Source organism: Pseudoflavonifractor sp. (assembly GCF_050943825.1).
Taxonomy (GTDB): Bacteria; Bacillota; Clostridia; order Oscillospirales; family Oscillospiraceae; genus Pseudoflavonifractor.
The window spans coordinates 286,771-302,001 of record NZ_JBMNPX010000001.1 but is presented as its reverse complement, the minus strand read 5'-3'; the positions used below and the strand labels follow the sequence as shown (position 1 = coordinate 302,001).

At 60.7% G+C, this 15,231-nt stretch carries 9 protein-coding genes; 6 read left to right on the top strand and 3 right to left on the bottom strand.

Annotation, left to right across the window (positions count from 1 at the left end):
* Positions 1 to 5: 5 nt before the first annotated feature.
* Together topA and trmFO are read left to right on the top strand one after the other, a co-directional pair.
* Positions 6 to 2,327 carry a type I DNA topoisomerase gene (gene topA, locus ACOX7T_RS01465; protein ID WP_433439154.1) on the top strand — a complete coding sequence of 774 codons (2,322 nt, stop codon included), beginning with the start codon at positions 6 to 8 and terminating at the stop codon, positions 2,325 to 2,327.
* Between the two features lie 59 nt (positions 2,328 to 2,386).
* Positions 2,387 to 3,691 carry a methylenetetrahydrofolate--tRNA-(uracil(54)-C(5))-methyltransferase (FADH(2)-oxidizing) TrmFO gene (trmFO, locus tag ACOX7T_RS01460; RefSeq protein WP_433439152.1) on the top strand — a complete coding sequence of 435 codons (1,305 nt, stop codon included), beginning with the start codon at positions 2,387 to 2,389 and terminating at the stop codon, positions 3,689 to 3,691.
* Positions 3,692 to 3,918: 227 nt separating this feature from the next.
* On the opposite strand, the gene ACOX7T_RS01455 is transcribed toward trmFO, so the two are convergent.
* Positions 3,919 to 4,173 (bottom strand): DUF6809 family protein, encoded by a 255-nt coding sequence (locus tag ACOX7T_RS01455; RefSeq protein WP_294552544.1) that lies wholly within the window; start codon positions 4,171 to 4,173, stop codon positions 3,919 to 3,921.
* 78 nt (positions 4,174 to 4,251) lie between these two features.
* On the opposite strand from ACOX7T_RS01455, the gene ACOX7T_RS01450 reads away from it, so the two are divergent.
* The 4 genes from ACOX7T_RS01450 to rnc all read left to right on the top strand — a co-directional run bounded on the left by ACOX7T_RS01450 (position 4,252) and on the right by rnc (position 6,703).
* Positions 4,252 to 4,491 carry a helix-turn-helix domain-containing protein gene (locus ACOX7T_RS01450; protein ID WP_006575104.1) on the top strand — a complete coding sequence of 80 codons (240 nt, stop codon included), beginning with the start codon at positions 4,252 to 4,254 and terminating at the stop codon, positions 4,489 to 4,491.
* Positions 4,492 to 4,517: 26 nt separating this feature from the next.
* Positions 4,518 to 5,558, top strand: coding sequence for a phosphate acyltransferase PlsX (gene plsX, locus ACOX7T_RS01445; protein ID WP_433439148.1), 1,041 nt, complete (start codon positions 4,518 to 4,520; stop codon positions 5,556 to 5,558).
* A gap of 172 nt (positions 5,559 to 5,730) precedes the next feature.
* Positions 5,731 to 5,967 carry an acyl carrier protein gene (gene acpP / locus ACOX7T_RS01440; protein ID WP_433439145.1) on the top strand — a complete coding sequence of 79 codons (237 nt, stop codon included), beginning with the start codon at positions 5,731 to 5,733 and terminating at the stop codon, positions 5,965 to 5,967.
* A gap of 64 nt (positions 5,968 to 6,031) precedes the next feature.
* Positions 6,032 to 6,703, top strand: a complete 672-nt coding sequence (gene rnc, locus ACOX7T_RS01435) for a ribonuclease III (protein WP_294552533.1) — start codon at positions 6,032 to 6,034, stop codon at positions 6,701 to 6,703.
* 254 nt (positions 6,704 to 6,957) lie between these two features.
* On the opposite strand, the gene ACOX7T_RS01430 is transcribed toward rnc, so the two are convergent.
* Positions 6,958 to 8,145, bottom strand: coding sequence for a YibE/F family protein (locus ACOX7T_RS01430; RefSeq protein ID WP_433439142.1), 1,188 nt, complete (start codon positions 8,143 to 8,145; stop codon positions 6,958 to 6,960).
* An 86-nt stretch (positions 8,146 to 8,231) separates the two neighbouring features.
* Positions 8,232 to 14,924 carry an S-layer homology domain-containing protein gene (locus tag ACOX7T_RS01425; RefSeq protein WP_433439140.1) on the bottom strand — a complete coding sequence of 2,231 codons (6,693 nt, stop codon included), beginning with the start codon at positions 14,922 to 14,924 and terminating at the stop codon, positions 8,232 to 8,234.
* Positions 14,925 to 15,231: the final 307 nt, after the last annotated feature.

Below are 15,231 nucleotides of genomic sequence, written 5' to 3'. Positions count from 1 at the left end.
GCCCCATGGAGCGGCCGCTCCCCTTTTGGAGGTATATCGTGGCAAAGACAAATCTGGTTATCGTGGAGTCTCCGGCCAAGGCCAAGACCATTACGAAATATCTGGGCCCTGGGTATCAGGTCAAGGCGTCCATGGGCCATGTGCGTGATCTGCCCAAGAGCAAGCTGGGCGTGGACGTGGAGCACGGCTTCACTCTGGACTACCAGCCCATCAAGGGCAAGGAAGAGGTCATCGACGACCTGAAGAAGGCGGCCAAGAAGAGCGATCAGATCTTCCTGGCCACCGACCCGGACCGTGAGGGTGAAGCCATCTCCTGGCACCTGAAGGAGCTGCTGGGTCTGCCCGACGAGCGGACCCACCGTGTTACCTTTAATGAGATCACCAAGAAGGTGGTCAACGAGTCCATTGCCAATCCACGGGCCATCGACATGGACCTGGTGGACGCCCAGCAGGCCCGGCGTGTGCTGGACCGCATTGTGGGCTATCAGATTTCTCCCTTGCTGTGGAAGAAGATTCGCCGGGGCCTGAGCGCGGGCCGCGTCCAGTCGGTAGCTACCCGGCTGGTTGCGGAGCGGGAGCAGGAGATCCGGGATTTCCAGCCCGAGGAGTACTGGACCCTGGAGGCCGAGCTGGAGCGCATCGCCCCTGCGGCGGGCAAGTTCAAGGCGGCCTTCTACGGCCGTGAGAAGAAGATGGAGCTCCACAGTGAGGAGGAGGTCAACACGGTGGTGTCCGCCGTGGAGCACGCCCCCTTCACCGTCCGGGGCGTGAAGCGGCAGGACAAGCAGCGCAACCCTGCGCCGCCCTTCACCACCTCCACCCTCCAGCAGGAGGCCTCCCGCAAGCTGAACATGACCCCCCGGCGTACCATGTCCATCGCCCAGCAGCTCTATGAGGGCGTGGACATTGCGGGTGAGGGCACCGTGGGTCTCATTACCTATATGAGAACCGACTCCCTGCGCCTGTCCGACGAGGCCACCGCTGCCGCCAGAAGCTTCATCCTGGGCCGTTACGGCCAGGAGTACTATCCTGGCAAGGCCCGGGTTTACAAGGCCAAATCGGGCGCTCAGGACGCCCACGAGGCCATCCGTCCCTCCGACGTGAACCTGACTCCCGAGGACGTGAAGAAGGACCTGACCAGCGAGCAGTACCGGCTCTACAAGCTGATCTGGAGCCGCTTCCTGGCCTGCCAGATGGCCGCCGCCGTGTACGACAGCGTGACCATCGACGTGGAGTCCGCCGGATACACTTTCCGGGCCAACCACTCCGCCATCAAGTTCTCCGGCTACATGGCGGTGTACGTGGAGGGAAAGGACGAGGAGGAGGACGAGTTCCAGTCCCCGCTGCCCGACCTGAAGGAAGGGGAGCCCCTGGACCTGCGGAAGCTGAACCGGGACCAGCACTTCACCCAGCCTCCTGCCCGGTATACCGAGGCCACCCTCATCAAGGCCCTGGAGGAGAAGGGCATCGGCCGACCCTCCACCTACGCCCCCACCGTGTCCACCATTCTGGACCGGGAGTATGTGGTGAAGGAGGGTAAGTACCTGCGCACCACGCCTCTGGGCGAGGTGGTCACCGGGCTGATGAAGGACAAGTTCCCCGACATCGTGGATACCGCCTTCACCGCCCACATGGAGGAGCAGCTGGACGAGGTGGAGACCGGCAAGGTCAACTGGCGTGAGCTCATCAGCGGCTTCTACGGCGGCTTTGAGAAGGAGCTCCAGCAGGCGGAGCAGGATCTGGAGCGTATCAAGGTGCCCGACGAGGTCTCCGAGGAGCTGTGTCCCAAGTGCGGCCGGAACCTGGTCATCAAGTCGGGCCGGTTCGGCCGGTTCCTGGCCTGCCCCGGCTGGCCTGAGTGCGACCACACCCAGCCCATTGTGATTGAGATGCCCGGTCGCTGCCCCAAGTGCGGCGGACGGATTCTGAAAAAGACCTCCAAGCGGGGCTTTGCCTACTACGGCTGTGAGAACAACTCGGGCCGCAACGGCGTGAAGTGCGACTTTATGACCTGGGACGTGCCGGTGAAGGACAACTGCCCCTCCTGCGGCCACACCATGTTCAAGAAGTCGGGCAGAGGCTTCAAGAAGCCCTTCTGCATTAACCCCGAGTGCCCCAACTTCCTGCCCGAGGACCAGCGGGGCTACAAGAAGAAGCCGGCTGCCGAGGGAACCGCTGAGGCCGCTCCTGCCGAGGGAGAGGAGAAGGTCAAAAAGACCGCCGCCAAGAAGACGGCTGCCAAGAAGACAGCCGAGAAGAAGCCTGCGGCGAAGAAGACCACCGCCAAGAAAACGACGGCCAAGAAGGCTGCCAAGACCGAAGAATAACCCTGGGGCAGGGACGGGAGCAGCCCGCCCCTGCCCTCTTGCGATACAAAGGAGATAAGATGGAACCAGTGATTGTAATTGGCGCAGGCCTGGCCGGGTCCGAGGCCGCGTGGCAGCTGGCACAGCGGGGCATCCCGGTGGAGCTGCGGGAGATGAAGCCGGAGAAGATGACCCCTGCCCACCACACGCCCTGGTTTGGCGAGCTGGTGTGCTCCAACTCCCTGCGGTCAGACCAGCTGGAGAACGCGGTTGGCCTGCTGAAGGAGGAGCTGCGGCGCATGGGCTCCCTGATTCTGTCCTGTGCCGACGAGCACCGGGTGGAGGCGGGCGGCGCGCTGGCGGTGGACCGCCACGGCTTTGCCCAGGCCATTACGGAGAAAATCCGCAGCCACCCCCTGATTACCGTAGTAGAGGGGGAGGTGGAGCGCCTTCCGGCAGAGGGACAGGTCATCGTGGCCTCCGGACCTCTGACCTCTGACACGCTGGCGGAGGATATCAAGGGCTTTTTCCCCGAGAGCCACTACCTGAACTTCTTCGACGCCGCCGCGCCCCTGGTGACCTTTGAGAGCGTGGACATGGAAAGCGCCTTCTTTGCCTCCCGGTACGACAAGGGCACCCCGGACTATATCAACTGCCCCCTCACCGCCGAGGAGTATGAGGCCTTCTGGACCGAGCTGTGCGCTGCCCAGGAGGCGGAGGTTCACGGCTTTGAGGACAAGAACGTGTTCGAGGGCTGCATGCCCGTGGAGGTCATGGCCCGCCGTGGACACGACACTCTGTGCTACGGTCCCCTCAAGCCCCGTGGCCTGAAGGACCCCAAGACGGGCAAGGAGCCCTTCGCTGTGGTGCAGCTGCGCAAGGACAACGCCGACGGCACCATCTATAACCTGGTGGGCTTCCAGACCCACCTGAAGTGGCCTGAGCAGAAGCGGGTGTTCTCCATGATTCCCGCCCTGAAGAACGCCGAGTTCCTCCGCTACGGGGTCATGCACCGCAACACCTATCTGGACTCGCCCCGTCTGCTGGACCGGTATTACCGGGTGAAGAAGGACCCCCGTATCTGCTTTGCCGGTCAGATTACCGGCGTGGAGGGCTATGTGGAGTCCACCGCCTCCGGCTTCCTGGCGGCGCTGGAGCTGTCCCGCCGACTGCGGGACCTGCCGCCCGTGGACTTCCCCCAGGAGACCGCCACTGGCGCCCTGGCGCTGTATATCAGCAATGAGACGGTGACCGACTTCCAGCCCATGAACGTGAATTTCGGCATCATCCCGCCCCTGGGCTATAAGGTGAAGGGCAAGCGGAATAAGAACGCCGAGCTGTCCAAGCGGGCGCTGGAGAAGCTGGCGGAGCTGGACACGGAATAAGGTAACGGCCGCTTGCCCTGCGAGCGGGAGCGAGCCGCGCCGGGGGCGCGTCCAAGCGTTTTCGCAATGCGAAAACCTTGCCGAAGGGGCGATTCACTCGCCCCGAGGAGATGGAATCAAGGGGCCCCCACGAAATTATAATTTCGTGGGGACAAGCGGAACAAGAACGCCGAGCTGTCCAAGCGGGCGCTGGAGAAGCTGGCGGAGCTGGACACGGAGTAAGGGGATTATACGCCCGCTTCCAGCACTAGCCGCATGGCCAGACGGAAGCCGTGGCGGAAGCAGACCAGCCGTTCGTGGTAGGCGGCTTCGGCCTCCAGGTCGTTGAGACGGTCGAGAAATTCCAGCCCGAGAGCGGTATGGATGCGGCTGTAACAGGCGTTAAGGGCCTGCTCCCGCGCGCCTGCGTCGGGCGAATGGCTGAAATCCAGTCTGCCACGCTCCAGCTCTGCTTCAAAGAGCTCTTCCAGTAAATCAGTCATAAAGAATACCTCGCAGAAATTCACTAATTAGATGAAAATAGGATATCATCTAATTAGTGAAAAATCAAGGAGAATTTTATGACCACAAAAGAAATTTTTTCTCAGAGGATGCGGGAGCTGCGCAAGCAGACCGGCCAGCCCCAGAAGGTGCTGGCGGAGCTGCTGGATGTCAGCGTCAACCAAATCAGCGAGATGGAAAAGGGGACACGGATGACAACGCTGGAAAAGCTGGCGGTTATTTGCCAGCATTATAATGTCTCCGCCGACTATCTGCTGGGCCTGACCGACGAGCGGCGGCCTCTGCGTGAGGACAGATAAAGAAAACAGTTTTGGGAGGAATCAAAATGAAAATCATCGTAGATGCCATGGGCGGCGATAACGCCCCTGCTTCCAACGTCAGAGGCGCCCTGCGGGCGGTGAAGGAGCTGGGAGCCGAGGTGATTCTGGTGGGCCGTGGTGAGGACATCCTGGCCGTCCTGGCCGAGGACGGCATCAAGGACCTGCCCGCCGGCATCGAAATCGCCCATGCCTCCGAGGTGGTGGAGATCTGCGACAACCCCGCCACCGCCTTCAAGGAGAAGAAGGACTCCTCCCTCACTGTGGGCCTGAACCTGCTCAAGGAGGGGAAGGGAGACGCCTTTGTCTCCGCCGGCAGCACCGGCGCCCTGCTCTCCGCGGCCACCCTGCTGGTCAAGCGGGTGAAGGGCATCCGCCGTGCGGCCATGTGCCCCGTGGTGCCCACGGCCAAGGGCGGCGCCCTGCTCATCGACTGCGGCGCCACCGCCGAGTGCACCCCCGAGTACCTGCTCCAGTTCGCCTTCATGGGCTCCTACTACGCCGAGCGGGTCATGGGCCGTCCCGAGCCCCGTGTGGGCCTGCTGAACATCGGCGCCGAGGAGTCCAAGGGCACCGACCTGCAGCGGGAGACCTGGAAGCTGCTCAAGAAGGCGGACGCCGAGGGCCGCATCAACTTTGCCGGCAACGTGGAGGGCAAGGAGGCCGTTCTGGGCGCGGTGGACGTCATCGTCACCGACGGCTACTCGGGCAACATCTTCCTCAAAACCATGGAGGGCGCCGGCAGCTTCCTGGCCGGTGAGCTGAAGAAGATGTTCATGAAGAGCATCACCACCAAGCTGGCCGCCCTGCTGGTGAAGGATGGCATCAAGGACTTCAAGCGGATGATGGACTCCCGCGAGGTGGGCGGCACCGCCCTGGTGGGTATCTCCAAGCCGGTCATCAAGGCCCACGGATCCTCTGATGCCTACGCCATCCGCAACGCCATCCGCCAGGCCATGCAGTTCGCCTCTTCCGGCATCATCGACGACATCACCGAGAACGTGGAGTACATGCGCCTGCCCGTCATGCACAAGCCTGCCGCCGAGTAAGTCAGGCGACATATGTCCGGATTGTGTCGGTCAGAAGCGGGAAGAATGTTTTGAAATGTTGCGCAGGGCATAAAATTTTAGAAATGCTATTGACACACTGGCTGAATATGCCTATTATTTTTAGTGCAAGAGATGCCGTGCGCGGCAATTAAATAACTGGGAGTCGATAGTTATGATTTTCAACAAGCTGACCGAACTGCTGGCTGAACAGTTCAGCGTAGAGCCTGAGAGCATTACCATGGACACTTCCTTTGAGGACGATCTGGGCGCCGACTCCGTGGACATCGTGGAGCTGTCCATGGGCCTGGAGGAGGAGTTCGGCATCGAGGAGATGAGCGAGGACGACGTGGCCACCATCAAGACGGTGGGCGATCTGGTGCACTATCTCCAGGGCAAAGTCGAGGAATAAAGCAAGCAACGAGGTCAAAGCCCCGCCGGGTGCGGGGCTTTGATTTTTACTGGGAGGGAAACAAATGGAGAAGCTGGAGGAGAAGCTGGGCTATACCTTTCAGAACCGGGCCCTGCTGGAGAACGCACTGACTCACAGCTCCTACGCCAATGAGAACAAGCACACCGGCGCTCAGAGCAACGAGCGGCTGGAGTTCCTGGGGGACTCGGTGCTGGGCATGGTCACCGCCGACTATCTCTACCGGGCCCATCCGGACCTGCCGGAGGGCGACCTGACCCGTACCCGGGCGGCCCTGGTGTGTGAGGGCAGCCTGGTGGAGGTGGCCCAGCAGCTGGAGCTGGGGGCCTACCTGAAGCTGGGCAAGGGCGAGGACGCCGGCGGCGGCCGGGAGCGGCCGTCCATCGTGGCGGACGCAGTGGAGGCCGTGCTGGCGGCGGTCTATCTGGACGGCGGCATCGGCTCCGCCCGGAAGATCATCCAGCGCTTCATTCTGGACCGGGAAGAGGAGAAGAGCGGCAGCCGGGACTACAAGACCGCGCTCCAGGAGCTGGTCCAGCGGGAGAGCGGCCAGGTGCTGGCCTACCGTCTGGTGGGCTCCACCGGCCCCGACCATGCCAAGCGCTTCCAGGTGGAGGTGGAGCTCAACGGCGCCCCTGTGGGAGCCGGAGAGGGGCGCAGCAAGAAGGAAGCCGAGCAGATGGCGGCTAAGGCAGCCATCGCCAAGCTAAAGGGGTAAACGGCCGCTATCTGCTCGGCTGCGAGCGGGAGCGAGCCGCCGCTGTGCGGCGTCCAAGATTCCGGCGTAGCTGGAATCTTGATGGCAGGGCGCATTTTCGCCCTGCCAGATAAAAGGAAATAAGCGTCCGGGCGGCATCGCCGCCTGGGCGCAGGTGGCGGCCAAGGCTGCCATCGCCAAGCTGAAAGGCTGAATACAGTACAGCGGGCGTACCGGAATATCCGGTACGCCCGCTGTTTTTATGCCGTTCTCGTTTACTTCCGCTTCCGGCCCATGATGTAGCCGCTGAGGGCCGCCACAATGGGGACGGTAAGGATGATGCCCATGGACCCGGCGATGCCCTGGAGCAGCTCCAGGCTCAGCAGGTCGCTGTTGAGCAGCTGTATGGCGGGGTAGTCGTAGACCTGGAAGAGGAGCAGGGTGTTCAGGGAGGAGCCGGCAAAGGCAAGGATCAGGGTGTTGGCCATGGTGCCCATGGCGTCCCGGCCGATGTTCATGCCGGAGCGGAACAGACCCAGGGGAGAGAGCTCCGGGGTGTGGGTGTGCAGCTCGTGGAGGGAGGAGGCGATGGCCATAGCCACGTCCATCACCGCGCCCATGGACGAGATGAGAATGCCGCACACCAGCAGCCCGCTGATCTGCAATCCGCCGTCCGAGGCCTGGAGCACCAGAGCCTCGGCGTTGTCCGTGTTGAAGCCGTTGAGGGGCGTCAGAGTGCCCACAATGGCCGCCGAGATACCGGCCACCGCCACGCCGCCCACACAGCCCAGAGTGGCGCACAGGGTCTTGAGTGTGGGGCCGTCCAGCAGCAGCAGGGACGCGGCGGTGGTGAGGGCGATGATGGCTACCGTAGCAGGGACAGGGGAGACGCCCCGGAGCATCATGGGAAGCAGCAGGAACCAGACGCAGGCCAGGGTGAAGAGCAGGCCCAGCAGGGCCTTGACGCCCTTCCAGCCGCCCACCACAATCATGACAAGGGCAAAGACCAGGACGAAGAGGCCCACAACCTGCCAGCGGTCGTAGTTGAAGATGCTGACCACATAGAGTGAGCCGTCGTCATCATAGTCCAGCCGGACAATGAGACGGGTGTTCTCCTTGGCGTCCAGGTTGGTGTAGGCGTTGAGATAGTTGTAGGTCTCCAGAAACTCGCCCTTGTGCTCACCGGAGCAGATCTCCAGCTCCAGCAGCTGGGTGCCCAGCCTGCGGCCCTCGGTCCAGTCGTCCGGCTCGGCGTTGTCCATCAGTACGTCGTTGACCCGGGCCACGGCAAAGGACATCTGGCTCACGCTGGTGGGAACGTCATCTTCGTTGGGAGTGTTGAGATAGACGCCAAAGCCCACCAGCAGGATAAGAACCAGAAGAGAGACTGCAATGGACACAATCCTTCCACGTGTGAGCTGGGGCAGCTGGAGCTTCCTGGGCGCGTTGTCCTGTTTTTTCATAGAATCCCTGCCTTGTCATCAGTGTGTGGGAAAAGGGCTTCGGGGCCGCCCGTGAGGGCGGCCCCGAAGGCTGTCATGCTTGTGTTTTACTTGAGCAGAGAGAGGATGAAGCGCTGGACCATGACGGAGAGCTCACCGCGGGTGAGGGATGCGTTGGGGGCGAGCTGATTGTCAGGTCTGCCGGTGATGATACCGCTGTTCTGGCAGTAGAGGAAGGCTTCCATGGCATCCTCAGGGATGGCGGCCACATCGGTAAAGCCACTCAGAGAGCCGGAGACATCCGTCTTGGCATTCAGTGCACCGGCCATTGCATACAGAGCCTTGGCCACGTCGGCGCGGGTGGCGGTCTGACTGCCGTCAAAGTCATTGGAGATGATGGACTTGGAGGCGGCCCACAGGGCGGCCTGGGCGTACCACTCGGTGCCAGCCTGGCCCTCCACGGCGGGACAGCCAGCCAGCCGCCACAGGACAGTGACCAGCTCGCCGCCGGTTACGGAGGCGTCGGGTGCGAAGTAGCCGCCGCCGGTGCCCAGGAGAAGCTCACGTGCGCTGACGAAAGCCACAGCGGGGGAGTACCACAGGGACGCAGCCACGTCCACAAAGACCTTGGTGTTGTCAATGAGCTGGAGCTTGCTGGAATCGCCCAGGGAGAGAATCTTGCCGTTCTCCACAACCGCGATGGGGACGATGGTGTAATGTCCATCCTTGTCCACCTGGACGGCGACCGTGTAGGCACCGGCATCAGCGGGAGGCACGGGAGTGAGAGGAACGCCGTTCTCGTCAATGATGACTACGTCATCCTTGGGCGGGTTATAGGGCGGGTAGTAATCCACGTGCTCGGGCGGGATGTCTACCACTTCAGTGCCGCACACAATCTCAGCCCGGTCGCGGACACGGATGCGGGGTGCGGGGCCGTCGAAGCTGTTGTCGTAGGAGGACAGACCGATGACGGTGATCTCATGGCCCACCGCTAGGTTTTCGATCTCCTTGTTCTGGGTGATGTAGCCGTCGATGAACACCCGGGCGTCGTAGCCGGTCTCATCCCGGACCATGATGGTCTGGATGGAGCCCTGGGCCTCGGCAAAGCTGACCACCACACCCTGGATCTTTACCAGGCTGCCCAGATAGGTGGACTGGGCGGCCTCCTGTGTGGTGATGAGCTTGGGCTCAAGAGGCGTGACCTCGCCGATCTTCTCGATGGAGGTCACGTTGAGCTGGCGCTCGCCCTGATAGGAGGAGGTGGTGCCGGTGATGCGCACCTTGTCACCCAGTTTGAAGCTGCCCGCCACGGGGAAGGCGTTGATGCCGGCGGTGTCATCCTGGACATAGATACAGTCGAAGAAGGCGGTGTCCTTGTCAAAGCCGGAGGCGTTGGAGGTGACTACACCCTCGACCGTGTACTTGATGCCCTCCAGCTTCTGGGCCTGCACGTCGGCGATATTGGAGATGGTGATGGGATTGAGGCAGTTCACCAGATTTTCGCAGATTTTGTAGTTGGAGTAGTTCTTCTCGGCGTTAGAGTCACCGATGGTGGCCTGGACCTCAAAGTTGGACAGGAAGGCCGCACCGGAGACAACGATGAGACCCTTGCCGCCGCCCAGGTCCTCGGTAGCCAGCGCCATGAGGCGGTTGTCGCCCTCGGCGTACTCATACTTGGGAATCTCGCCCAGGCCGCCCCAGTTGTCCTTGTCGTCATCGGCGGAGTAGCTGGTGGCGAAGCCGTACACCACCGGGGTCACGGTATCGGGGATGACGGTGGTGGGCTGTCCGTCCGTATCCACCACATGGATGGAGGCGCCGCCGTACTGGCTAAACAGCTCGGTGTACAGGTTGTTGTGGGGGTTGTCCGCATCGAACTCCACCCGGTTCAGCAGGAAGGAGTTAAAGTTGTAGCTGCTCAGGTAGAGGCGCTGGGGCTGGCCGCCGTTGTAGGTTTCGTCCTTGAGCTCATCGTCGCTGATACGCAGATGGGAGCCCAAGGCTTCCAGAATTAGGTTTTGCTGGGCGGCCATATGGTCCTTTGCTGGGAAGTCCTTATAGCTCTCGTAATAGTCGCCCCAGCCGGCCACAATCACCGCGCCGCCAGCGGCGTTGAAGTCCGCGATGGCCTGGAGCTCTTCGGTGGTGTAGCACAGGTAGGGATCCCGCAGGCTGTCGCCGTTGCGGCGGGAGGGGGCGGTGAGCACCAGAGCCACATACTTGTCATTGGCATTTTCGCAGGCGGCGAGCAGGTCAGCACTGGTGTTCAGCTGAACTGTGCGCACCGAGTAGCCGGCGGCCAGGTTGCTGAAGTTGCCCATGGAGTCCTTGTAATTGCCGGCCACATACTCATTATAGTGAGAGGCGTCGATGCCGATGTACACCAGCTGGCTGGCGTCCAGGATGTCCAGGGTTACGCTCTTGGAGTAGCTGTACTCGATGTCACCCTGTGCAATCACGGCAGTGGCGGTGATTGTCATCACCCGGGCCATATCGGGGATATAGCTCCAGTCCACAGCCAGGGTGCCGGAGGCGGGGATAGTCCGCACGGTGTTGTCGGTGTACAGGGTCTCGCTGCCGCTGGTGTAGGTGATGGACTTCACAGTGGCCGCAGAGGCCTCGCTGTTGAAGAGGGTGGTGGTGAGGGTGAGTGCCTCGCCGGTGACGGGGGTGGCGGTGCCGCACTCCACGGAGGAGACGCCCAGCTTCACCACTTCGCCGATCCACACGGGGGCGGTGACCGCCAGGTCGCCGTCGCCCTGGGTGACGCGGATGAAGTAGTAGCTGTAGTCGGCGGGGATGGTGCACTCCAGCTGGCCGGAGGACAGCTCAGCGGGGTCCTCCCAGGTGTAGGCCACCTTGCCGGAGTTGACCACCACTTCCACCTTGGAGATGGAGTCGGAGGGGTCGGGGTCGTACACGCTGACCTGGATGTTGGCGGTCTCCGCCTCCTTGATGGTGGAGCCCAGCATCTGGCCGTTGAGGGTGTAGTGGATCTCCAGGTTCTTGTCCTCGGTGGCGTAGACCCGGTAGTTGCGGATGGCCTCGTAGATGCCCTCCTGGGAGAAGTCGTCGGTGAGGACGACGTCACGGGCGTCGTTGGCGTTGCCCCAGCTGCCCTTGTGGTTGTCCTGGTTGTTGGTGGGGGCCAGGTGCCAGCCCTTGTCCAGGGCCATGATGTACTGCTCATAGCTGGGGTAGTAGCCGCCGGCGCCGATGGCGCCCTCGCCGTTGCCCACCTCGACGAGGTACATCCGGGTGTCGATGATGGGGTCGTAGTAGGCGAAGTCGCTGAAGTTGCCGAAGGTGGTGCCGGGGTGGTTGAACTGGCTGATGGAATCCACCAGGTTCTCGTTGCTCAGCAGGGCGTAGTAGGCCTTCATGCCCGCGTCGGCGGTCTTGTCGTTGAGGGTCTTGTTGTTGCGGGAGACGATGCCGGGGGTGTTGAAGGTGTTGATGTGGCCGGGGCCGCCGGACCAGGTCATCTCGAAGCCCGCCAGGGCCACGATCTCGCCGACATACGTCTCGTTGAAGGCGGCGACCTTGCCGGTGTAGGTGTCCCACTTGGCCTTGCTCTCCTCCGTCATCTGGGTGACGTCGTAGAGGGCGGCCTCGGGGTTGGCGCTGCTGGTGGAATCGAAGTAGTTGGAGTGGTCGGTGAAGGCCACGAAGTCCACGTTGGCGCTCTCAGGCAGTCCGGCCACATAGGCCAGGCCCTCGTCCAGGGTGCCCGCGCCGTCGGAGTACTCCTTGGTGTGGGAGTGGAGCTGGCCGAAGTAGAGCTGGTACTGGGCCGTGCCGATGGTGAAGGTCCAGGTGCGGGTGGCGCTCAGACTGTCCTCCCGGGTGACCGTGGCGGTGACGGTGACCTTACCGTCGGCCATGTCAGCGGTGGGCTTATAGGAGACCTTGCTGCCATCCACAGTGGTGGTAACATCCTGGTCGTTCACCTTCAGGGTGATGGTGGGCTTATCGCCTGCGTTGCCGAAGGTGAAGCCGATCTCAGGCCGCTTGTTGTCGCCGGTCTGGTCATTGACGGCGGGGAATACGTCGAGAATATAGGGCTCGTCCTTCACCGTGATTTCGTCGGAACCGGAGATAGCCACACCCTTGGTGTCAGTGCCGCTGACGGTGACGGCCAGCTTGCCGCCCTTGGTCAGAGCGCTGGCGGGAATGGTGAAGGAGTAGGTGCCGTCTTTCTCAGTGAGTACAGCTTCTGTCTCGCCGTATTTGGCGGTAAGACTATCAGCCACGCCGAACACACTGTCCACGGTAAAGGTAACAGTGTAGTCCTGGCCCACATAGGCGTCAGACAGGAAGCCAAAGGTGACGCCGGGGATATTGACTACGCCTTCCGTAATTTCTACGCCTTCAGCTACAGGATAGAACTGGAAGGTGTAGATGTCCTTGTCGTCTTCCGGTTTGCTGTCGTACAGGCTGTACGTCTTATAGCTGCCGCTGTAATACTCCAGGTACTGATCGTACTTGCCGTTATACTTGGCAACCCGGCTCATCAGCTTGTAGCCGCCGTTGTAAGCGGAGACAGCCCAGTCGGATTCCTGGGTGGCTTCGGTAAGATAGAAGGCGTTGCTGCCGGTGCCATTGGAGGAGAGGTAACCGTCGTGCTCGTTCTTGAAACGATAGTAGCCGTCAGAGGTGGTCTCCACGGTAAACACGCGGGCGCCGTTTGCAGGAGTGACAGCTCCGTCAGAGAGTGTGGCGGATGCGTTATTCACCGAGGGGCTGGTGGTGTTGCTGTCCTGTCCGGCCAGCACACCCTGGGAGCTGATGTTGTAGATGACGAAGGGAGCATCAGGGAACTCCACCTCGCCGCCGGGCTCAGAGCCGTCGTAGTCTACTTTGATGAGCTGCATGGCGTAGATGCTCTCATTGGCAGCGGAGTAATTATAGGTGGAGAACTCGGAGTATTGGCTAAACCACTCCACATAAAGGTTGGGCCGGTTAACGTTAATGAGGTAGTAACAGCCTTCCGTGGTAGCGGCTTCGATTTTCCAAGTGTCGTTCACCTCATCCAGAGGCAGGCTGTTGTTGTTAGCGTTGACAGAGAGCTTTTGCCCATTGTTGCTGAAGAGATAATTGCCGTCCGCATTTACGCTGACATCCCACACCAGATCGCCGGTGAGGCTGTTTACACTGGTCACCGGGTCAAAGGCGACGCCCGCGCGGTAATAGGTGCCTTTGGCATTTGCAGAGAGGGCCATTCCGGAACCTGGGTTATAAATGACCACCTGGTCACCGCCCACGATAGGACCGGTGCTGGGATTAAAGGTTCCGGTCTTGTAGAACTGGAAGGTATAGATATCAGTATTGCTGCCCATGCCGTAGCAGGTGAAGTAGCCGCCGTAATACTCCAGATACTGGGCTTTGCCGGAGAACTGGGCATTGGTGCTCCTGATGAAAGAGCCGGTTTCCTGCTTCTTCAGGTCAAAGAGGGTGTACTCGCCCTGTTCGGCTACCAGACGCACATTGGTGCCGTCCAGATAGAGGTAACCGGCGTCGCTCTCAAAGGTGTAGTGACCGTTCTCGTCCACATGGACCTTGAATTCCGCTGCACCCTCAGGCACAGTTAGGAGTCCATCAGTGAGCGTACCGTCCACAGCCACCAGCTCGTCCTTCTTTTCATTGTAGGTGTAGGACTCGGTGCCCATGACCTTGCCGTCAGTGGGATAGTAGATAACCACGATGTCGCCATTGGCAGGGGTCTCCACCAGTTCGGCGCCTTCTGGATCGGGATCCGGCGTGCTGCCCGGTTCTTTCACATCATTCGCCAGGAAGAATTGGAAGGTATAGATACCAGCGTTACCGCTGTCGTATCCATAGGTAGTAAATCCACCGTAATATTCAATGTACTGTGCACTACCGTTAAACTGTGCACTAACATTCTTGACCAGCCAGCCCTCGCCCTGTTCCTCCAGGGTCCAGTAGCTGTACTCGCTGGCGGTCTCGGCCATGGTGAGACTGTTGCCCGTCTCACCGGAGGTGAGATATTTGCCGCCGGCGGAGAAGGTGAACTGGCCCTCCTCGTTGGCTTCAACGGTAAAGACAGCGGTATCCTTGGCGGTGGCCAGGATGCTGTTCTCCAGGGTGGCCTCCTGGCCAGCCAGTTTGGAGCCGCTGGCGGTGGTGGACATGGCCATCTGCTGGTCGGGCATATAAAAGACTACCTCATCCCCGGCTTTGATGGGGGGCTCGCCGGGCTGAGGATCGGGGTCTCCACCGGGGTCAGTGGTGCTGCCGCCACCTTCGGCTTTGAACACAAGCAGGTCGAAGACGTATCCGCTGGTATTGTTGATGGAATAAGCGCCGAACTGTTCATTAGCTTCTTGCCACGCAATGAGACGGTTTTCATCGCCGGAAGCGATAAAGCGGAATGTCCCATCGTTGTTGGAGGCAATATTCCAGATATATGCTTCCTTAGGCTTTGTGAAATTGGTTCCGCTGGAGCCGTATCCAAGGTAGTTGCTGCTATTATAGAACGTAGCTGTTTCACCAGATACGGTGACCGTCCAGGTTGGAATACTGCTGTCGGAGGTGAGGCTGCCTTCCGTAAAAGTCACATCGGTTCCGCCAATTTTGCTGCCGATGTTCGTGCCGAGGGCTTTTGCACCGGAAGCGGTGTCTGCGACCAGAACATACTGGCCGTCTGTCAGTTCGCTCAGTTCAGTAATCTTTGTATATACCGCATCCTCACCAGCGGCGGAAGCGGCGGCGGGGAAGAAGGTGAGCAGCATTGCGAGGGATAGGAGCAGTGCAAGGTTCTTACGGAGCTGTCGTTTCATGATCTCCATCCTTTCTCTCGTCCGCAGCGCAGTACGGACGTCAACGGGACCCGCCCCGTTGACAAATGATTGCCTGTCATCTGGTTCCGCTGTTACGTCACCTCCCTCAAAACGGTCACATAAAACAAAATTAGATTTCTTACATATTCATTCTACATGGAAAAATGGTTACATTCAACGGGGAGAGGTGTTGATTTGCACAATAAAAAGTGAAAATAGACATGTAAAATTAGTGTAAAGTGGACACATGTACAAAAGAGAAGAACAATTGTGCGCAGAGGGTGTTACAGAGTGAACTGTCGGAGCG